Genomic DNA, 19,072 nt, shown 5'->3' with positions numbered 1-19,072 from the left:
ATGCGTAGCTCAAGCTACACGTTAAAACCGATTGCACGTAACTGTTCGCGCCCGTCCTCGGTAATACGATCCGGGCCCCATGGCGGCAACCACACCCAGTTCAAAGTAACGCCACTTGCCACACCGTTCAACATCATGCGCACCTGGTTTTCAATCACATCCGTAAGCGGACAACCCGCAGACGTGAGTGTCATGTCGATGTTCACGTGGTCGTTTTCATCAATCATGATGCCGTACAGGAGGCCCAGGTCAACGATGTTGATACCAAGTTCAGGGTCAATTACGTCCCGCAGGCAGTCTTCAACCTCCTGCGCGGTAAGCTGTCCGAGGCTCTCGTGATCCACCGTAGCGCTGTCCTCTTCAGGTACGACCTCCTGGAAGCGCTGCTCCACCGGCTCAGGATTGGCCATGGGGTTACTCATTTTTGATCCTCCAATGCGACTCCTGCCTTCACCAGCGCATCTTTTAACGCGTACCAGCCCAGCAGTGAGCATTTAATACGGTTTGGAAACTTAGCTGTGCCCTCGAATGCAGCGCCGTCCTCTAAACGGTCAAGAAGTTCGTCAGAAACGCCTTTTCCGCGCGAGTGCATCATAATCTCAAAATCTTTGTACAGCTGTGAGATTTCGGCGATCGACTTTCCGTCTATAAGCTCTGCCATCACCGAAATCGAGGCTTGCGAGATCGAACACCCATCACCTGTCCACGTGTAGTCAACAAGTTCGCCATCCTTCACGTGAACGCCGAGGGTGATCTCGTCTCCACACGTGGGATTAACCTGGTAGGACTGCCCATCCACATCCGCAGGAATATCGCCCTCGCCTACGCGCCTACGCGAATGGTCGAGGATGACCTGCTGGTACAAAGTTTCCAAGCTTGACACTTACATTCCTCCAAAAAAGCCGCGAACCCGAGATAGGGCGTCACCGAACCGGTGCACTTCATCAAGCGTAGTAGTTAGTGCCGCCGAAGCGCGATTCGATGAGCGCACGCCAAAGAACTTATGAAGCGGGATCGCGCAGTGGTGCCCCACCCGCACGGCAACCGACTCCGAGTCCAAGTACTGGCCCACGTCGTGCGGATGCACGCCGGCAACAGTGAATGCCACCACGGCAAGGCGATTCTTCGTGTCGGATGGGCCAAGTAGCTGCACCCCATCAGCGTTCGTAACCACATCTAGTAGCGCCGCCGTGATCCGCTCTTCATGCGCGGCGATACGATCCATCCCCACCTCGCTGAGGAATTCGAGCGCCACCGCCCAGCCCACCGCCTGAGCCACCGGCTGTGAGCCGGCCTCGAAACGGTTGGGCGGCGGCAGGTAGATCGCATTTTCCATCGTCACATTAGCGATAACGGAACCACCCACCAATACCGGAGGCATTGCCTCAAGCAAATCGTAGCGCCCCCACAGCGCACCCACACCGGTTGGCCCCAGCATCTTGTGCGAAGAGAACACGGCGAAGTCAACACCTAGTTCACGCACGTTTATAGGCATATGAGCAGATGACTGGCACGTATCTAGCAGTACAAGCGCACCGACATTGCGCGCTGCAGCCACAATCTGCTCTACCGGGGACACGGCGCCCGTAACATTCGATGCATGCGTGAAAGCAACCAGCTTGGTGCGCTCGTTGATCACATTCAGCGTTTCGAGGTCAATACGTCCATCTGGAAGCAAGTCGAGGAACGCGAACTCTGCGCCCGTTCGGGCTGCAAGTTCTTGCCAAGGAAGCAGATTGGCGTGGTGCTCAGCGCGGGTGGCAACGATTCTATCTCCCGGCCCCACCCGGAACCTCTCCGTCTGTGCCCCTCCCATACCAGCGGACGCGTTAGACATCGCGTAGGCAACAAGGTTGATCGCCTCGGTTGCGTTCTTTGTCCACACGATCTCACAGGCGTGCGCCCCCACAAATTTCGCAACTGTTTCCCGCGCCGCTTCGAACGCTCCCGTAGACTCATCACCCAGCATGTGAGTACCACGGTTTACGGCCGCGTTGTGCATCCGGTAGAAGTCAGCCTCAGCCTCGATCACCCTAAAGGGCTTTTGCGACGTAGCTGAAGAATCAAGATAAATGATCGGCTTACCATCACGTCCAGTGCGTCCAAGAATGGGAAACTGCGCACGCAGATCCTCCACTTCCTGAGCAGAAAGCGCTTTGGTAAGCCGATCAGTTGTCATCAAAATCTCCGGACTAGTTATTCAGATAGCGGTCGTAGCCTTCTTCTTCAAGACGGTCAGCAAGCTCCGGACCACCCTCGTCAACAATGTGACCATTAACGAACACGTGCACAAAATCCGGCCTAATGTAGCGCAGGATTCGCGTGTAGTGCGTAATCAAAAGAACGCCGAGGTTCGACTTGTCAGCCACCCGGTTCACGCCCTCAGAAACGATGCGAAGCGCATCAATGTCGAGGCCTGAGTCGGTCTCGTCCAAAATAGCGATTTTCGGATTCAGCATTTCCATCTGCAAAATCTCTAGACGTTTCTTCTCACCGCCCGAAAAGCCCACATTAACCTCACGTTCGGTGAACGCCGGATCCATGCGGAAGTTTTCCGTAGCTTCCTTCAGCTCTTTCACCCATGAGCGCACCTTTGGCGCTTCGCCGTCAATAGCGGTCTTGGCGGTACGCAGGAAGTTCGACACGGTCACGCCCGGAACTTCAACCGGATACTGCATCGCGAGGAACAGGCCAGCCTGAGCCCGCTCGTGCGGATCCATCTCCAAAATATTCACGCCGTCAAGCAGAGCTTCACCGGAATCAATCTGGTATTTCGGGTGCCCCGCGAGCGCGTACGCAAGCGTGGATTTACCAGAACCGTTCGGCCCCATGATCGCGTGCTTCTGTCCAGAGTTAATGGTCAGGTTCACGCCTTTGAGGATGTGCTTCATTTCCTCGCCGGTATCTACGCTGACGTGTAGATCCTTGATTTCAAGGGTAGTCATTTAAGTTTTCCTTACTCTACTTCCAGATCAACCAGAACGTTCTGGCCTTCAAGCTTCACGGGATAAGTACGCACAGTTTCGGTCACAGGTAGCGTGGCCTCTCCCGTCTTTAAGTTGATTTCAGCGCTGTGTGCCCAACATTCCACACATGCTTGCGAGATATCGCCCTCGGACAAAGACACGTCCGCATGGGGGCACGTATCGTCAATCGCATACCAGTCACCTACCGTGTCACGAATGATCGCGATGGGAAGTTCCTCTCCCGCCTCATTCGTCAGTTCGACCATGCGAGCCTCGCCCGCTTCTAGATCGGCTGGGCATGCAACTTGGAAACTCATCGCGACACCAGCTTGTCCATCGAGCCGCCCTGTTCGAGTTCAGCTTCGATGGCCTCCATGAGGTGCTCCTGCACGGAAGGCACGCCGATCTGGTTTACCAGTTCGCCGAAGAAGCCCAGTACCACGAGGCGACGCGCATCACGTTCTGAGATGCCACGTGCCATCAGGTAGAACAGCTGCTCGTCGTCAAATCGGCCCGTTGCTGAAGCGTGGCCTGCCCCCTCAATTTCACCATTTTCGATTTCGAGGTTTGGCACGGAGTCGGCGCGCGCCCCTTCGGAAAGCACGAGGTTGCGGTTCAGCTCATAAGTGTCAGTTCCGTCAGCGTTTGCGCCGATCAGACAGTCACCGACCCAAACTGCTTGAGCGTCATCACCCTGAAGCGCACCCTTGTAGGTGACACGCGAGTAGCAGTGCGGCTGCGTATGCGCGATGAACGGGCGGTGTTCCAAATGCTGGCCGGTATCTACAAAGTAAAGCCCGAACATCTCGATGTTGCCGCGCGGGGACGTAAACTCCGTATCTGCACTTAGGCGCACCAGGTCTCCGCCCAGCGTGACTACCACATGGCGTAGCTGCGTGTCGCGTCCGGCTCGCATGCGGTGGTTCGACGCGTGCGTTGCGGTATCTGCCCACTCTTGGAGGGAAACTACCGTCAGCTTTGCCCCATCCCCCGCATCGATTTCCACGGTCTGGTTTAGCTTGCCGCTACCCTTGTGGTTGATTACCACCACGGCCTCGCTAGCCTCATTAGCGCGAACGTAGATTCGCTGACTGCGGGGCGTTTCGTCATCGTTTGAGATGTTGATGAACACGGGCTCCGAAAGAGCCTTACCCTTAGGAATTTCAATGAGGTTTACCGAGTTCGCACGGACCCAAGATACAACTGCGGTGCGGTCCCCCGGAGCCAAAATCCTATCTAGATCAAAGTCCTTCGCGTCTACAACGCTTACCGAAACCTCGCTCGGAGCAGTCACGGAAACCGGCAGGTCTGCCTCTGCGTAACCAGACTCTTCAAACAGCGACTTGATGCGCTTGATAGGCGTGAAACGCCAGTCCTCTTCGCGTCCATTTGGAACCGGAATATCAGCCGGATTGAAGGAGCTGGGGCGATCCGCTCGTGACGAGTAAGTCGCCTGAGTGCCCGCGCCGTGTGAATGGGCCCTAGCCATTGCGTTCGACACTTAGCCCACCGATCCTTCCATCTGTAGTTCAATCAGGCGGTTAAGTTCGAGCGCGTACTCCATTGGAAGTTCGCGCGCGATCGGCTCCACGAATCCGCGGACAATCACCGCCATAGCTTCGTTTTCTTCCAGGCCTCGCGACATCAGGTAGAACAGCTGGTCTTCAGAAACCTTCGTCACGGTGGCCTCGTGGCCCATCTCTACATCGTCGTTACGAACGTCAACATACGGGTACGTGTCGGTACGCGACTCCTTATCAACAAGGAGGGCGTCACAAAGGACGTTCGACTTCGAGTGGTGTGCCTTCTCATCAATTTCAACGAGGCCACGGTAGGAGGCGCGGCCACCATTACGAGCAACCGACTTCGCAACCACGGTGGAGGACGTGTAGGGCGCCATGTGATGCATCTTCGCGCCCGTCTCCTGATGCTGACCTTCACCCGCGAAACCAATGGAGAGCGTCTCACCGCGCGCGTGCTCACCCATGAGGTAGCAAGCCGGGTACTTCATGGTTACAGCGGAACCGATGTTGCCATCGATCCACTCCATCGTTCCGCCCTCTTCAACAACCGCGCGCTGGGTCACGAGGTTCAAAACGTTGTTAGACCAGTTCTGAATAGTGGTGTAACGAACGCGCGCATCCTTCAGAACGAAGATCTCCACGATCGCGGCGTGCAGCGAGTTCGTATCGTAAATCGGCGCAGTACAGCCTTCCACGTAGTGAACGTAAGAGCCTTCATCCGCAATGATTAGCGTGCGCTCAAACTGGCCCATAGCTTCGGTATTAATACGGAAGTAAGCCTGGAGCGGAATCTCTACGTGTACGCCCGGCGGCACGTAAATGAAGGAACCGCCAGACCACGCGGCGGTATTCAGCGCTGCGAACTTGTTGTCACCTGCCGGTACAGCCTTGCCAAAGAAACGTTCGAACAATTCCGGGTGTTCTTTCAAACCCGTATCAGTGTCGAGGAAGATAACGCCCTGCTTCTCCAAGTCCTCCTGGATTTGCTGGTAGACAACCTCGGACTCATACTGGGCGGCCACACCCGCAATCAGACGCTTACGCTCCGCATCCGGAATGCCAAGACGCTCGTAAGTGTCCTTAATTTCCGCAGGTAGGTCATCCCACGAGCTTACCGGACGATCGGAGGGGCGAACGTAGTACTTGAACGAATCGAAATCGATGTCATCAAGGTTTGGGCCCCACTTGGGAATCGGTTTCCGCTCCCATGCCTTGAATCCCTTGAGGCGGCGCTCAAGCATCCACTCGGGCTCTTCCTTAATGCTCGAAATATGACGAACAAGAGCTTCAGTTAAGCCACGCTCTACGTTGGCGCCGTACACGTCGGTATCGTGCCAGCCGTACTGGTACGCACCAATTGAGTCGATGATCTCGTCATCGGTGCGCGGCTTGTCTTCACCTCGTTCAACTTTCGTTGTAGTGGTCATTAGTTCCTTCCTAATTCGAACGCTCTTGCATTCGATCTCCACCGTGACGCCAGCCGTTTCTTCGGGTCAGCGCCGCAACTGGAATGTGCGTCGTACACACATGCTCGCCCCCTGCCAAAGTGGCAAGTCGCTGCACGTGCACGTCTAGCAGGCGTCCAATCGCCTGTGTCTCTGCCTCGCATAACTGCGGGAATTCTTCAGCTACCCCCAGGATTGGGCAGTGCCCCTGGCACAGCTGAATAGCGAAGTTCCCGCCCCCAACGTCGCGCACGCTCGCCGCGTAGCCATCCTGAGTCAGGGCGTCTGCAAGCGCTACCGCGCGCGCCCTCGGATCTCGTCCCGCAGCGCGCACCACGGGCGCATACTTGCGCTCAATTTCACGAGAGCGAACCGCAGCGAAGTTCTCGATCGCTTCTACCCCGGCAGTTTGCGCGAGGTAAGACATTGCCCTCGTTGCAATTTCCGAATAGCTATCATGCAGACGTTCATGAGCAACGTCGGTAGCAATGTAGTGTCTGGCCGGACGGCCGCGCGACCGCCTTGTCGATTGCGGCTGCTCCCGTTCAGCGATCTGCCCAGACTGTTCTAAAGTAGTGATATGACGGCGCACCGCAGCGGTTGTAAGTCCTAGAATTTTAGCGATAACTGAGGCCGTTACCGGGCCCTTCTCAACTATGAGGTCGAGGACGAGTTCGCGCGTCCCCTGATCTACTGGTTCTGCCAAGGCGCCCTCCCTTCAAGGCCTTATTCGCACGCCGGTGTTGCTTCTTGTAACCGACTTTTGCAAGTCTACCTTCTTTAAGCAACATCTTCATTACGTAATAGACCAAATGTTGCACCGCGCCGCAGATCACACCCAATAATGCGCGAAGAGAGGCCGTTTCGACAGGCGAGAAGAGCCACACCCGCCAACACCACCCGAAAGTCCTATACCTCTAGGGGTATATCTGATATGATTTTGGGACTTTAGAGGATGAGTCCGAAAGAACTCCCAGAAAAGGATAAGGCTGAACAGAAGAATCCCCGAGCTTAGGAGCATACATGTGTAGCCCGATTCGTTGCGCAAAGTGTGGCAAGACTACCTGGACCGGTTGCGGACAGCACGTCAATGAGGTGAAGGCGATGGTTGCCGACTCTGACTGGTGCACCTGCAACGAGAACTAATCAACTCAGCGGTGCGCGGTTCCCGTTCTAATAACGGCACCGCGCACTTTATTTGCTCCGGCACTACGGCAGTTGCTGCCGAGCTAGTTGCGCAGTTTGCGGCTGAACGGCGACCTGAGCCACGGCGCGTGAGCGGAACGCAAGCACTTCCAGTCCTGCGTACGAGCAGACTGCGCCGCCAAAATCCCCACCACTGCCGAGGGATTATGTAACCTGCCGTCGTGGATGGCCGCGACCGCCTCGCGCATCGGAACCCACCGCAGCTGCATCGCGGCCTCTTCATCGGTTCGTTCGAACCGCTGCCCCGCCGGAACTTCCCTAACATTGCGCGCTAGGAAGATCCGCAGTCCCTCCGTGGTTCCTCCCGGCGAGGTGAAATAATCGACCAGCGTATGCCACGTGTCGGCCTCAAGATCAGCTTCTTCATACAGCTCACGCTTAGCGGCCTCCACCGGCTCTTCACCTTCAATATCAAGCAAACCGGCCGGGATCTCCCACAAAGTGGCTTGCACCGGGTGGCGGTATTGGTCAACCAATGCGACCTCAAGGTCACCCGCCCCCTCGCGAAGAGCCACAACCGCCACCGCCCCAGTATGTGCCACGTAGTGACGCGTCACCACGTTTCCGGGAGTTACTTCGACGCGGTCCTCGTCCATGTCAAACACCGCGCCCGTCCATACGCGTTCGTGCGAGCGAACCGGCCTTTCATCCCTGCGATCAGCAATCATGACAACCTCCTAGCTGTCGTCTTCCTCCATGGATTGAAGCAAGCCAGTAAGGACTGACTTCTTTCCTAACGTGTACACCGCCCCTATGAGGATCGCGAGCCCCGCAAAGCCGGCCCCAACCACGGCGAGAACGTGCCCAAAACCTTCACCTAAACATGAAATATACGTTGTTGCCAGGGTTCCGAACACTGTTGCGAGGCTGAGTGGAACAAGCGAGCGCGCAGCCGCTCCCAGCAGATCACTCATGCCGTGGCCCTGCGTGACTCGGTGAATCGAAACAAGTACCCCTATCGCCGCCACCGCCATGCCAACCGAGTGACCGCCACTGATGGCGCGCAAAGTTGCGCCGCCGTCCCCTTCCGCTCCTACGAACACGAGGACAAACACAGCTTGCGCCGCCGCGACCGTCACCCAACCAACGGCCGCCACCAGCCAGGCCAGGCGCGGATGCGAAAGCGCGTAAAGCACGCGCTGGCCATAGAACAACAAAGAAAACCCGATGAGGGCCGGAGCCATGATCGTAAGGGCAGAAGCCATGCCCGGAACAGGCGTAAGTAGTTCGAAGAACGCCTGCGCCACCGGCGCCATTATGACCAATAAAGCTGAGCCGAGCAGTGCCGCAATCAGCACTTTTTGCATCGCCCTCGCACACGTTGCTTTGAACTTGTCTGTGCAACCGTTTGCCCCCTGTTCAGAAAGCAGAGGAAACGCTGCTGTTGCAACCGGATATACCGCCACAGCATAGGGTAGCCAGTACACCGCTTGCAGGTACTGGAACACTGCCACCGTTCCCGAGGCGCCGTAGGAGCGCATGAGCCACAACGAGACGACAACCGCAAGTTGTTGCGCCACCAATGCGCCCAGGCCAGAAGCCCCCAGGCTTATCGCCCGGCGCCGCTCATCGACTTCAAGCTGCAGTGTGGGACGAAAACGAAAGCCCACACGATAAGCAGGGATAAACAACGGTAATGATAACGCCGCCACCCCCAAGGTTGTGCCCCAACCAAGTACCTCAACAGCCGCATGAGGAGGAGCTTGGTCGCGCGCAGGATTCAGTAGCGCATAGCCCACGAACGTTGCGATCACTGTCAAGGACGACAGTGCCGGGGCGATTGCCGGCCAGAAGAACTTCTTGTGTGATTGCAACACGCCCGTTAAAACTATTGAAACCCCGTATAGCGGAATTTGCCACGCAAAAATCTGCAAAAAGCGAGTCACCAGTGCCTGTTGATCTGCCACGTTGGTATCTGCGGGCACAGGTAGCGTCTGCGCGATCCACGGAGCGGTAAGAAATACAACTACCGCCACAACCGCCAGTATTAATGTCACCCATGACAGGAGGGCAGAAGCCACGCGATTAGCGTAGTGGGAACGGCCCTTCGCAACGTGCGCTGAAAGTAGCGGCACGGTTATGCCAGCAAGGGCTCCGCCTACCACTATCTCGAAAATAATGTTCGGAATCTGATTAGCTGATGCGTAGGCACCCGCTGTCGCACCCGATCCAACCAGAGCGGACTGCGTGAGCCAGCGCAAGAATCCAATCAAGCGCGAGGAGAGAGTCGCAATTGCGATCACGCCCACGGCGCCGGTGAGGACGCCCCGCAGTCTTACACGCCCGCCCGAAGCCGCCATCTACTTAGTTTTCACGCCCAACTCATCGAGCGCTGACAGCACCTTTGAGCTTTCGATAAACTTCGAGAAAGACAAGACTTCACCCGCTGCTATTACGCCGAGTGTAAGCGCGGCCATTCCTGTTCTAAAAGTGCGAGAGGACGGGACTATCGCGAGCATACCTACCTGCAGCCCGAGCGCATTTGCGCCAACATCCCCAAGCATCGTCTTACCCGCTAGATCAGTGGGCGCGCTTCCGGCGATTGTGCCCAAGGTTGCGCCAAACGAGCGAGGACTCACCCGGCCAGTGGAAGCCACCAGAGAGCACGCGACACAAGCCTTTAGAGCCCTTCCTGGACGCAGGTCGAACAGGTTCGCAATGTTCGCCGAACCAGCCACAATAATCGAATCAATCACCCAGTCGTAAAACCCGCGATCATAGCGTTCACAATGCACCAGCGCGTAGCCAGCAGCAGATGATCCTATAGCTGCCACTTTCACCGCACCCGTGGTTAACTCACCACGTTTTAAAGCCTGGAAGTGGCCCGCCAGGCCTTTAGCCTTTGGAGCTTCCTCGCGCAGATCCTCAATATCATCCACGAGGCCGGCGTTAGCTGTCGTGGCCAAAGCGGTAGCCGCAGCAAAATCACGCCGGGCCACAGCTGAACCAATCAGGGCGGTAGCAGCCCCTATACCCTCAGACAGGCTAACCTGCTCACCCGTATGGTTTGTGCGTTGCAACGACGGTGCTGTACGAATCACGTTCGTAATGATTGCCGTCAACGCGGCCGCACCCACACCGCCGGCAAACGCTATAGCAGACCTACTATTCACCGGTAGTCGCCTCCGTCTGTGTCGGTTGCGGTTCCTCGGCCTTAGCCTGCGGCAGAGGCGGCACCAACTCGGTTGCTGTTGACGCTGTGCCATATGCACGAGCCGTGTAGTCGGCACTCAACAACGAAATCACAGTCGAAGCATGCCCCATGGAGGTACCCACCGAGTCAATCGAAGTCACCGCCACGCCCTGGCCGCGAACCAGCGAAATCAAAGAATCCGAAGCCGAAGCATCCCCAACCACGACACCTGCAGAAGGCGCCTTAGCAACCATTCCTGCAACCGCAACCAGCATCTGCGAGTCAGGTTTACCTGCCTGGTCATCCTCTGCGCCAGCGTCATTAGCTGCCTGCGTAGCAGCGGTTTCCCCATCCTCGACAACCGGGCGAGAGCCAACAAAAATAATTGAGTCAGACACAACCTGATCTGCTTCAAACGAAAGCAGAGCGTTATCAGCGTCAGCGAGAATCTCCCGAAGCAACTTGGTTTCGTCATTAGTCTTCGTGATGATTTCCAAGAGCGCCTGCGCCAAAATATCTGCCGCTGGAGCCTCCGCTGGGATCTCGCCCTCCAGGTGCGTGGCAACCGGACCGGCCAACGAGTCGCGGAACTGCGTCATCTCGTCCGAATACCAAGCATTCGTTAGCACAACGCGCTGATTCACAACGCCACCAGCAACATCGATGTACTTGGCAATCCCCTCAACATCCTCAGCAGACGTATCTTCCGTTGACACAATCGCGATCTTGCGATCCTTTAACGTGCCCGGCAAAACCTGCTGCACCGACTGCTCAATCCACGCGTTGCGGTCCGCAACATCGGTGCGCAGCCGCTCAATCTCTACAGAAGTACGCGCCTGCGACTCGCGCAAGACCTCAACTTGACTCGTCAAGCCAGACGCAATCGGCCCTTGCAACGGACCCGCGCCGAGCACCACTCCAACCGCAAGTGCTAAAAATACTGAAATCAGTGAAACCAAATGGTACCTAAAATCGACCAATGTTCCTCCACTCACGTAAGGGGCGCACCCGGCGCCAAACCAAGCCAGCCGCGCACGGCGTCAACGATGCCAGAAAAATAAACTGCCACAATCTGCAAAAAAGTTTGTCCCGCAGGTGTAACCGCAAGCGCAATAATCAGAGCCAAAATACCCGCACCTGAAAGCATAAACAGTTGGAACGAAGAAATTCGCGTCCGATAAATCCGCGATACTCCCTTCGCGTCCACCAGCTTCGGCCCCACTACCAAACGCGTAAAAAACGTGGAAGCCATGCCAGAACGACCCTTATCTAAAAACTCCACCAGCGTGGTGTGGGTACCAAGAGTAACAATCAGGCTTGCGCCTTTAGCGTCACCAAGGAGCATAGCCGCGTCCTCCGACGTGCCCGTCGCGGGAAACACCACGTGTTCAACACCGATACGTTCCACTCGCTCCAAACCCGGAGCCGTTCCATCGCGGTATGCATGCACCACGATCTCAGCACCACACGTCAGCGCTTTATCCGACACCGAGTCCATGTCCCCAATAATCATGTCGGGCTTAAAACCGGCCTCCAAAATCGCGTCCGCACCGCCGTCAACACCAACCAGCACAGGACGATAATCGCGAATGTAGGCCTTCAAAAGAGCGAGGTCTTCCTTGTAGTGGTATCCGCGCACAACCACCAGCATGTGGCGGCCCTTGAAGTTCGTCTTCACATCGGGAATGCCAACCGCGTTTAACAAAAGATCACGTTCGCGCGCCAAATACTCCATAGTGTTCGCAGCGAACGCCTCTATCTGGCTCGACATGCCATCGCGCGCAAGCTCCATCGCCCGCTCGTTCAACTCCGTGGTTTGCAGAACACCCTGCGCCACGAGCTTATCGCCAGCAAACACGGAATCACCATCAATGTTCACCGTCTGTCCCTCATGCAAAGTCATAATGTCTGGGCCAAGATCATCGATCAGAATAATTCCGGACTCAAGCAGAATCGACGGGCCCAAATTGGGGTAACGGCCCGTGGTGGACTTCGCGGCATTTAGCACTGCCACCGGTTTGGCGGCAACTAAAGACTCAGCCGCCACGCGGTCTATATCCTCATGATCAATAACCGCGATCTCGCCCTCTTCTAAACGACGCGCCAGCTTCTTTGTGCGCTCATCCACGCGCACTCTTAAGCCTTCGCCGGGCAGTTCCACCTGGTTCTTAGCTTTTTTGAAAAAACGCTTCACACCCCTGATTGTGCCACCTTTACCTCAGAACGTAGCTCAGCGGCATGCGCGCGCGCCGTTTCTGACGACTCCGACCCGGACAGCATGCGCGCCAGCTCCACAATCCGATCTTCTTCTGTGAGGCGGGTCACTTCAGTAGTGGCGCCTGTCTTCGTGATCAACAAGTGACTGTCCGCCCATGCCGCAACCTGCGCCAAGTGGGTAACCACCAGCACCTGCCGATCCCGGGCGAGCCGGGCCAGACGCTTCCCCACCTCACGCGCCGCTCGACCACCCACGCCCGCATCCACCTCATCAAACACGTACGTCAAGTGGGTTGCGGAAGCCTCGCTTTGCTCAGCCAGTACCACCTCCAATGCCAACATCACGCGGGAAAGCTCACCACCGGATGCACCACTTCCTAGCGGCGCCGGATTCGCGTCCCTATGCGCTTGCAAGAGCATTTCCACGTCCTCCAGGCCGTTAGGGCCCGGCTTTTCGCGCTCTTTGAACTCCACGAGCAGACGCGCATCTTTCATCGACAAGCCCGCGAGCTCAACATCCACAAGTTTTTCCAGCCTGCGTGCGAGCCTGTGGCGTTCATTAGAAAGCTCTCGGCCTATCTCAAGCACCTTGGCCTGCGCCCGTGCAAGCTCCGCCTTCAGTTCCGCCATGCGATCATCACGCCGCTCCAAATCATCGAGCCGAGCCTCGGCCTCATCCGTCCACTTCAACAGCGCAGGGATATCAAGGGCGCGTCCGCGAAGCAAGGAGGTTATGGCCCGGCGGCGCTGATGTACGTATTCCAGACGAGACGGATCCGCATTCAGCCCCTCCAGATACTCGGTTAGGTCATCGCGAACCGTCTCTAACTCAACAATTTGCGCGTTTAAGCGCCGCGAAATTTCAGAAAGCTTCGGGTCGAGCCCCTCAAGTTTGGATACCTGCCCAGCAGCCAAGCCAACGGAGTCTACGGCCCCTGTGCCGTCTTCCCCCACCAGAGCGCGATAGGCAAGAGCAAGGCCAGTACGTAGTTCCTCCACATTCGTGATGCGCTCAGCTTCCAGGCGCAACGCCTCGTCCTCGCCCGCAACCAAGTCAAGGGCGCGCACTTTCTGCACCACCGGGCGTAGTTGCGCAATCTCCGCTTCGGCTTCGTTTAGACCTTGAACAAACTCATCAAGGGTCCGCTTCGCCTCGACAGCTTTATTCCAGGCAGTCTTATAGCTCTCAACTAAGCCAGCTTGGGAAGCTGCACCGAACTTGTCTAAAAACTCGCGTTGGGCGCGCGGCGAACGCAACTCAATCTGAACAGATTGGCCGTGGATGACCGCCAGATTGGACGCGAGGTCTTCAAGCAGTGAAACCGGGGCGGGGCGACGATCCACATATGCCCGCGAGCGTGATTGCGTTACCTTTCGAGAAACAACAACTGTTTCGTTTTCAAGATCAAACTCGCTAAGCACATTCGGATCGATCGTGAATACGCCATCAACCACGGCCTGTGACTGGCCAGCCCTGATCTTGGAGGAATCTGCACGCTGTCCAAGCAGAAGCTGAAGTGACCACAACACCATTGTTTTCCCTGCGCCCGTCTCGCCAGTGAGCACCGTTAATCCGGGGGCAAACTCCACGTGTGCAGACTCGAGGACGCCCAGATTCTCAATGTGGAGTTCTTCGATCAAGACTCCTCCACCCCCAGCCGCCGCCAACCGGAAACTGGAAGGTCGAACTTAGCCACTAAACGTGCGGAGAAAGGCGTGTCAGACAGGCGAGCAAGCTTTACCGGTACCTTGGACGGCCTGCACAGAATTCGCGTACCCGCCGGAACGGTGATGCGGCGGATACCATCGCACCACACCTCGATATCCGCCCACTGGCGCTTCAAGATTGACACTTCGAGTTCCGAATTTGGGCCAACCACCAGGGGTCTTGTAAACAAGCCGTGAGCGGCCAGCGGAACCATTAGCACGGCCTCCGTATCAGGCCACACCACCGGACCGCCCGCAGAGTAGGAATATGCAGTAGATCCCGTGGGAGTAGACAAAATAATTCCGTCAGCTCCATACGTGGAAACACCCTGCCCGTCCACCCCGATACCAAAGTGGGCCGGATGCGCCAGGTCAGTACGCATAATTGCGGCCTCGTTAATCGCCCAATCGTGCTGCACGCTGCCGTCCGGCATGTGTACGTCGAGCTCCAGCGTCATGCGCTCTTCCACCGCGTAGTCGGCTGCAGCGACGTGATCTACCAGTGATTCCAAAGAACTTACTTCGGCTTCGGCCAAAAAGCCCATGTGCCCAAGGTTTACGCCTAAAAGGGGAACCGAACGTTCCCGCGCCGCCTGCGCCGACCATAAGATAGTGCCGTCGCCTCCGAAGACGACAACCAGCTCCACAGCCTGGTTTGAATCCGCGCCCACAACAGCGATTTCACGATCCTCGAGTGCTGTTCGCATCCGGGATGCCAGCTTGGCTGCGTCTTCACGCTTGTCGTTCACGATCATCATGATCGAGCGCATTAAGGCTCCTAACTTAGGTGGGTACCGGCCGGACCGTTAGCAATCGCCTGTGCAATCCGATCATCCAGATCCACCTGACTGATTGCTGTCGGATGCTCCGACTTCAACGCCACGAAATATTCGACGTTTCCTGCAGGGCCCGGAAGAGGACTGGCCGCTAAACCGTAGGTTTTCAATCCCAGCTCACTGGCCTTATCCAAAACCTGACGGATAGCGAAGTGATGCAGTGCCGTATCCCGGACCACGCCCTTCGCCCCTAGCTTATCCTTGCCCACCTCAAACTGCGGTTTCACCATCAACAAGAAATCAGCGCGGGGATCCGCCACTTCACACAGGGCTGGGAGCACCAAAGTCAAAGAAATGAATGAAAGATCCGACACCACAACCGTTGGCGGCGGTGCCACATCTGTAGCCTTCAAGTAGCGAACGTTTGTCCGGTCTTTCACCTCAACGCGGGGGTCGGACTGAAGTCGCCACAGCAGCTGGCCATAACCAACATCAACTGCCACCACTTGCGCGGCTCCGGCGCGCAAAAGAACGTCGGTGAAACCACCCGTTGACGCGCCGGCATCGAGACAACGCTGACCGGAAATAGAAGGAGCAAGATCTCCAAGAATCTCCAGCGCCCCGGCAAGCTTATACGCGCCTCGAGACGCGTAATCAGGAGCGGACGTCTCATCAACGATCAGAGCCTGTGCCGGATCCATCTGCCGAGCAGGCTTGGTGACAACCTCCCCATCTAGTTTCACAAAACCAGCATGGATCAGTTCTTGCGCTTTCGAGCGAGATGGCGCGAGCGAACGCCGCACCATCTCCGCATCGATTCGTCTTAGGCGTGCCACTGCTCTGTCCCGCCTTCAAGCTGGGCAGATAGCTCCGCCTCAGCTTGCTTCAGCTTCGCAAGGCGCTGAGCTAGAGGTAGGTTTTCAGCCTGCTCCCAGTCTTCCTCCCACTGCTCTAGATTCACTCAGACTCCTGCGGCTGCTCGTCCTCATCCTCAAGGTGGCGAGTCTCTTCGAGTAGTTCCTCCAAGTCTTCTTCGCCAGGGAGGAACGCCGAAACAGATTCCACATCCACCTTCGCAAGTTCCTCTTCGCTCACATCCGAAGCCGGCATTTCGTCCAACTCAGCTTGTTCTTCTCCTACCGTTTCTTCCCCTTCGGGGGCAAGGGACTCCAAGATTCCTGCCGGATCATCGTTGTCCACAACAGTGATTGGCGGACAAAACACCTTTGCATCCGTTTCGCGAGCGTACTCCCAAGCAGCTGCAATGAGGGCGCGGTAAGAGTCGAGGGTAACCGTGGCGCCATCTTCACTAAGCTGAACGCCATCGAGGGTCAACCTGCCTGCCACGACCTTTGCGATCTGACTAACGCCACAACTCCAAGTGCCGTCACGGTGGTGACGAGGACGTGGGTGCGGCTCATTGAGGCCGCGCATGTCGGTGTGTACAAGCTGGGGACGCAGACCGCGATCAGCGAGGATCACCGAGCGAGCGTCGTGGACACCGGTGAGCACGTGCATCGACGGGATCGAGGCTGAAAGCGCTCCAGCGACATCGGTTTCCAGCCTGTCGCCAATGGCGATGGCGTGCTCTCCCCCCACCATCTCAATTGCGCTGCGGAAGATAGCAGGCAATGGTTTGCCCGAAACCTTAGGCTTCTTGCCAGTCGCATAACGCACTGCACGCACGAGAGCGCCATTTCCCAGCGCAAACCCACGCTCGGTTGGTAGCGACCCATCCATGTTGGTTGCGTAGTAGGCAGCTCCGTTGGTGATCGCGTACGCAGCTTCAGACAGCTCTGCCCATCCCAGGCTCTTATCGAGCCCCTGCACTATCGCTTCCGGGTTGTCATCTGCCGAACCTACAATCTCAAAGCCGCCATTAGTAACGGCTTCACGCAACCCCTCGCCACCAATGACAAGTACCTTTGCCCCCTCCTCGAGGTCTTCACCCATCAGATTTACCGCGTCCATAGCAGAAGTCATGACGTCCTCAGGCTTCGCTGGGAATCCCAGATCAGCCAGCTGAGCGGCCACGGCTTTCGGCGCACGTGAGGAGTTGTTCGTCACAAACGCGTGTTTCATACCCGCATTCACAGCTTCAGAAACACTCTGGGACGCATGTGCAACAGGCTTACTACCGTGGTAGCAAACGCCATCAAGGTCAAGCAGAAGCGTGTCGTAGCGTTGCGATAGTGGTTCATCAGAGCCCTTCAGATCCGAACGCAGATCATCCACATCCGATTCCGCCAGCATCTTAAGGTCAAGGATGTCGTTATCTTCAGGAAGGGCCGGCATAGAAGCTTCAACTTCATCGGCCTCTTCAACGCGTCCCAGCGAACGCAGATGGTCGGCCTGCGCGCTCATCAAACGGCCACGCAACTCATCTTCCGCGTCCGGACCCAACTTAGCCAGAGCATCCTCAACGAGTACCAGAGCTGTGTCTTGCTCTCCCAGATCAGAGCGGGCGCCTGCCGCGACAAGGACGAGCTCAACCTGCTCCGCCACGTCAAGCTGCGAAAGATCCGTCTCGTCAATGAGCTCGAGAGCCTTTTCTGGTTTTCCGAGGCCACGCTCGCAATCTGCTTCAACCGCGCGGAGGGAGAAATCATTACGCATACGGCGCACTGCACGCACTTCACGCAATGCCTCCTGGTAGCGCTCGGTTGCGTACGCGGTGAGGGCGGCGGCCTCGCGCACGATATCAACGCGGCCGGCACGGCCAACTGCTGCTTGAGCGTACATGTAGGCACGCTCGGGCTCCATATCGATTAGCTGGCCAGCCATAACGAGGAGTTTCGCAACCTCTTCTTGGCTGTGAGCACCTAAAGTAGCGAGCGTCTCGTATGCCGCAGCGTCAAGTTCTTTGCCTTCCAAACCTTCCGGGATGGGCAATCCCTCGATCTGGTTGTTGCGCTCAGCAAACTCGTCATCGAACTTGTCATAGGCTGCCGCTGCCGCATCGTATTTATCTTCGAAACGGTTAGGACGATCGCTGCGGTTCCGATCAGAATCAAAGCTTCGACGCCCACCATCTTCGCGATTGTAATGAGGAGCTCGCTCATCCCGCTCAAATCTGCGTCCTCCGCGGTTATCGCGGCCAAAGTCTCGTTCGCGCCTATCGTCACGATCGAACCGGCGACCAGGCCGATCATCCCGAGTGAACTGGCGCCCTCCACGGTCATCACGCCGGTAATCCCGCCCGCGTCCCCTAAAGTCACGTTCGCGGCGGTCAAATCTGCGGTCCGAACGACCATCGCCCGAGAAGTTGCGATCATCGCGGTCGAAACGGCGACGTGGGCGGTCCTCATTCTCAAAGCGACGGCTTCCACGGTCATTGCGGCGGAAGTCGCGATCGCCGCGCTCGAAACGTCGTACTCCTCGATCATCGGAGTCAAAACGACGGCGATTGTCATCACGGCGGTATCCGCGATCGTTGTCGAAGCGCCTTCCGCCACGCTCGTCACGATTAAACTGGCGCGGGCCGCGATCATCCCTGCGGAAACCGCGATCATTGCGCTCGAAGTTGCGCTCGCGCCTGCCTTCAGCGTTGTTGTCCCGGTCAAACCTTCGACCACGGTTAGCGAAGTCTGAGCGTTCGCCCTCGAACCTGCGTCGACCAGTTTCGCCCCTGTCTTCGAAGCGTCGTCCTCTGCTACCAAATTTTTCTTGACGCTCGCTACGCCACTGCCTGTTATCGAAGTTCCGGTCATTACCGCGCTGGTTTTCGCTCATTATTCCTCTTGTCTCCCACAGCCTGTCAGGCTGGCACTCTCCTACCTCAGGATTGTGCAATCTTCATCATACCGACTCTAGGTTGTCTGTTAGCGTTGATTTTTGGTGAGCTATCGCGCTTAAGGGCTGGACGGGAAGGACAGGTGTTGTGGTCCTCACCCCTGTGCCCGTTTGTGTGCTTGCTTGAGGGTGTGCCTGTTGCCCGCGTGTGTGTTTTTGGGTGTGTTTTGGGGCCCTCACCGTGTTGGTGGGGCCCCAGAACACTTTATAGAGTGGTTGCGGTGGTTTCCTACTCTCCCACACCCTACCAGGTGCAGTACCATCGGCGTTCACGGGCTTAGCTTCCAGGTTCGGTATGGAATACTGG

General features: G+C 57.0%; 19 protein-coding genes. 1 reads left to right on the top strand and 18 read right to left on the bottom strand.

What is annotated here, in order from left to right; genetic code table 11:
• Window positions 1-14: 14 nt before the first annotated feature.
• Genes HMPREF9238_RS00090 through HMPREF9238_RS00055 form a run of 8 tightly spaced genes read right to left on the bottom strand, consistent with a single transcriptional unit; the run spans window position 15 to window position 6,640 of the window.
• Window positions 15-422 (bottom strand): metal-sulfur cluster assembly factor, encoded by a 408-nt coding sequence (locus tag HMPREF9238_RS00090; protein ID WP_016443394.1) that lies wholly within the window; start codon window positions 420-422, stop codon window positions 15-17.
• Window positions 419-883: a Fe-S cluster assembly sulfur transfer protein SufU gene (gene sufU, locus HMPREF9238_RS00085; protein ID WP_016443393.1), complete on the bottom strand. Its 465-nt coding sequence runs from the start codon at window positions 881-883 to the stop codon at window positions 419-421. Before sufU ends, HMPREF9238_RS00090 begins: the two co-directional genes overlap by 4 nt.
• On the bottom strand, window positions 884-2,179 hold the full coding sequence (locus HMPREF9238_RS00080; protein WP_016443392.1) for a SufS family cysteine desulfurase: 1,296 nt from the start codon (window positions 2,177-2,179) through the stop codon (window positions 884-886).
• 13 nt (window positions 2,180-2,192) lie between these two features.
• Window positions 2,193-2,945 (bottom strand): Fe-S cluster assembly ATPase SufC, encoded by a 753-nt coding sequence (gene sufC / locus HMPREF9238_RS00075; RefSeq protein ID WP_016443391.1) that lies wholly within the window; start codon window positions 2,943-2,945, stop codon window positions 2,193-2,195.
• 11 nt (window positions 2,946-2,956) lie between these two features.
• The gene (locus HMPREF9238_RS00070; RefSeq protein WP_016443390.1) at window positions 2,957-3,283 is read right to left on the bottom strand and encodes a Rieske (2Fe-2S) protein; all 327 of its coding nucleotides are present in this window, start codon (window positions 3,281-3,283) and stop codon (window positions 2,957-2,959) included.
• Window positions 3,280-4,455, bottom strand: coding sequence for a Fe-S cluster assembly protein SufD (gene sufD, locus HMPREF9238_RS00065; protein ID WP_040316527.1), 1,176 nt, complete (start codon window positions 4,453-4,455; stop codon window positions 3,280-3,282). The genes HMPREF9238_RS00070 and sufD overlap by 4 nt, the downstream gene beginning before the upstream one ends.
• A gap of 12 nt (window positions 4,456-4,467) precedes the next feature.
• Entirely contained in the window at window positions 4,468-5,916 is a 1,449-nt protein-coding gene (sufB, locus tag HMPREF9238_RS00060) for a Fe-S cluster assembly protein SufB (RefSeq protein ID WP_016443388.1), read from the bottom strand.
• Between the two features lie 10 nt (window positions 5,917-5,926).
• On the bottom strand, window positions 5,927-6,640 hold the full coding sequence (locus HMPREF9238_RS00055; RefSeq protein ID WP_016443387.1) for a helix-turn-helix transcriptional regulator: 714 nt from the start codon (window positions 6,638-6,640) through the stop codon (window positions 5,927-5,929).
• Between the two features lie 317 nt (window positions 6,641-6,957).
• Between HMPREF9238_RS00055 and HMPREF9238_RS09110 the strand changes: the two genes are divergently transcribed.
• Window positions 6,958-7,080 (top strand): DUF8730 family Cys-rich protein, encoded by a 123-nt coding sequence (locus HMPREF9238_RS09110; protein ID WP_016443386.1) that lies wholly within the window; start codon window positions 6,958-6,960, stop codon window positions 7,078-7,080.
• An 83-nt stretch (window positions 7,081-7,163) separates the two neighbouring features.
• On the opposite strand, the gene HMPREF9238_RS00050 is transcribed toward HMPREF9238_RS09110, so the two are convergent.
• Genes HMPREF9238_RS00050 through HMPREF9238_RS00010 form a run of 10 tightly spaced genes read right to left on the bottom strand, consistent with a single transcriptional unit; the run spans window position 7,164 to window position 18,705 of the window.
• Window positions 7,164-7,808, bottom strand: coding sequence for an NUDIX domain-containing protein (locus tag HMPREF9238_RS00050; RefSeq protein ID WP_016443385.1), 645 nt, complete (start codon window positions 7,806-7,808; stop codon window positions 7,164-7,166).
• A gap of 9 nt (window positions 7,809-7,817) precedes the next feature.
• Entirely contained in the window at window positions 7,818-9,440 is a 1,623-nt protein-coding gene (gene murJ / locus HMPREF9238_RS00045; protein ID WP_016443384.1) for a murein biosynthesis integral membrane protein MurJ, read from the bottom strand.
• Window positions 9,441-10,253, bottom strand: coding sequence for a hypothetical protein (locus tag HMPREF9238_RS00040; RefSeq protein WP_016443383.1), 813 nt, complete (start codon window positions 10,251-10,253; stop codon window positions 9,441-9,443).
• A complete protein-coding gene (locus HMPREF9238_RS00035) occupies window positions 10,246-11,253 on the bottom strand; it encodes a copper transporter (RefSeq protein ID WP_016443382.1) in 1,008 nt (335 codons plus the stop codon). The genes HMPREF9238_RS00040 and HMPREF9238_RS00035 overlap by 8 nt, the downstream gene beginning before the upstream one ends.
• Before the next feature lie 11 nt (window positions 11,254-11,264).
• A complete protein-coding gene (steA, locus tag HMPREF9238_RS00030) occupies window positions 11,265-12,467 on the bottom strand; it encodes a putative cytokinetic ring protein SteA (protein WP_016443381.1) in 1,203 nt (400 codons plus the stop codon).
• Window positions 12,464-14,131: a DNA repair protein RecN gene (gene recN / locus HMPREF9238_RS00025; RefSeq protein WP_016443380.1), complete on the bottom strand. Its 1,668-nt coding sequence runs from the start codon at window positions 14,129-14,131 to the stop codon at window positions 12,464-12,466. The genes steA and recN overlap by 4 nt, the downstream gene beginning before the upstream one ends.
• On the bottom strand, window positions 14,128-14,967 hold the full coding sequence (locus HMPREF9238_RS00020; protein ID WP_016443379.1) for an NAD kinase: 840 nt from the start codon (window positions 14,965-14,967) through the stop codon (window positions 14,128-14,130). The genes recN and HMPREF9238_RS00020 overlap by 4 nt, the downstream gene beginning before the upstream one ends.
• A gap of 8 nt (window positions 14,968-14,975) precedes the next feature.
• Window positions 14,976-15,809: a TlyA family RNA methyltransferase gene (locus HMPREF9238_RS00015; RefSeq protein ID WP_016443378.1), complete on the bottom strand. Its 834-nt coding sequence runs from the start codon at window positions 15,807-15,809 to the stop codon at window positions 14,976-14,978.
• Window positions 15,797-15,934 carry a hypothetical protein gene (locus HMPREF9238_RS08835; RefSeq protein ID WP_016443377.1) on the bottom strand — a complete coding sequence of 46 codons (138 nt, stop codon included), beginning with the start codon at window positions 15,932-15,934 and terminating at the stop codon, window positions 15,797-15,799. Before HMPREF9238_RS08835 ends, HMPREF9238_RS00015 begins: the two co-directional genes overlap by 13 nt.
• A complete protein-coding gene (locus tag HMPREF9238_RS00010) occupies window positions 15,931-18,705 on the bottom strand; it encodes an HAD-IIA family hydrolase (RefSeq protein WP_016443376.1) in 2,775 nt (924 codons plus the stop codon). Before HMPREF9238_RS00010 ends, HMPREF9238_RS08835 begins: the two co-directional genes overlap by 4 nt.
• Window positions 18,706-19,072: the final 367 nt, after the last annotated feature.

The sequence above is a fragment of the Gleimia europaea ACS-120-V-Col10b genome (genome assembly GCF_000411155.1).
Classification (GTDB): domain Bacteria; phylum Actinomycetota; class Actinomycetes; order Actinomycetales; family Actinomycetaceae; genus Gleimia; species Gleimia europaea_B.
This window is presented reverse-complemented; position numbering and strand designations above follow the sequence as displayed.

Coding starts and splice junctions, on each gene's coding strand:
- HMPREF9238_RS00010 (WP_016443376.1), bottom strand. CDS start 18,705: ATGAGCGAAAACCAGCGCGGTAATGACCGGAACTTCGATAACAGGCAG.
- HMPREF9238_RS09110 (WP_016443386.1), top strand. CDS start 6,958: ATGTGTAGCCCGATTCGTTGCGCAAAGTGTGGCAAGACTACCTGGACC.
- sufB (WP_016443388.1), bottom strand. CDS start 5,916: ATGACCACTACAACGAAAGTTGAACGAGGTGAAGACAAGCCGCGCACC.
- sufD (WP_040316527.1), bottom strand. CDS start 4,455: ATGGCTAGGGCCCATTCACACGGCGCGGGCACTCAGGCGACTTACTCG.
- HMPREF9238_RS00070 (WP_016443390.1), bottom strand. CDS start 3,283: ATGAGTTTCCAAGTTGCATGCCCAGCCGATCTAGAAGCGGGCGAGGCT.
- HMPREF9238_RS00020 (WP_016443379.1), bottom strand. CDS start 14,967: ATGCGCTCGATCATGATGATCGTGAACGACAAGCGTGAAGACGCAGCC.
- HMPREF9238_RS00090 (WP_016443394.1), bottom strand. CDS start 422: ATGAGTAACCCCATGGCCAATCCTGAGCCGGTGGAGCAGCGCTTCCAG.
- murJ (WP_016443384.1), bottom strand. CDS start 9,440: ATGGCGGCTTCGGGCGGGCGTGTAAGACTGCGGGGCGTCCTCACCGGC.
- sufC (WP_016443391.1), bottom strand. CDS start 2,945: ATGACTACCCTTGAAATCAAGGATCTACACGTCAGCGTAGATACCGGC.
- HMPREF9238_RS00080 (WP_016443392.1), bottom strand. CDS start 2,179: ATGACAACTGATCGGCTTACCAAAGCGCTTTCTGCTCAGGAAGTGGAG.
- HMPREF9238_RS00050 (WP_016443385.1), bottom strand. CDS start 7,808: ATGATTGCTGATCGCAGGGATGAAAGGCCGGTTCGCTCGCACGAACGC.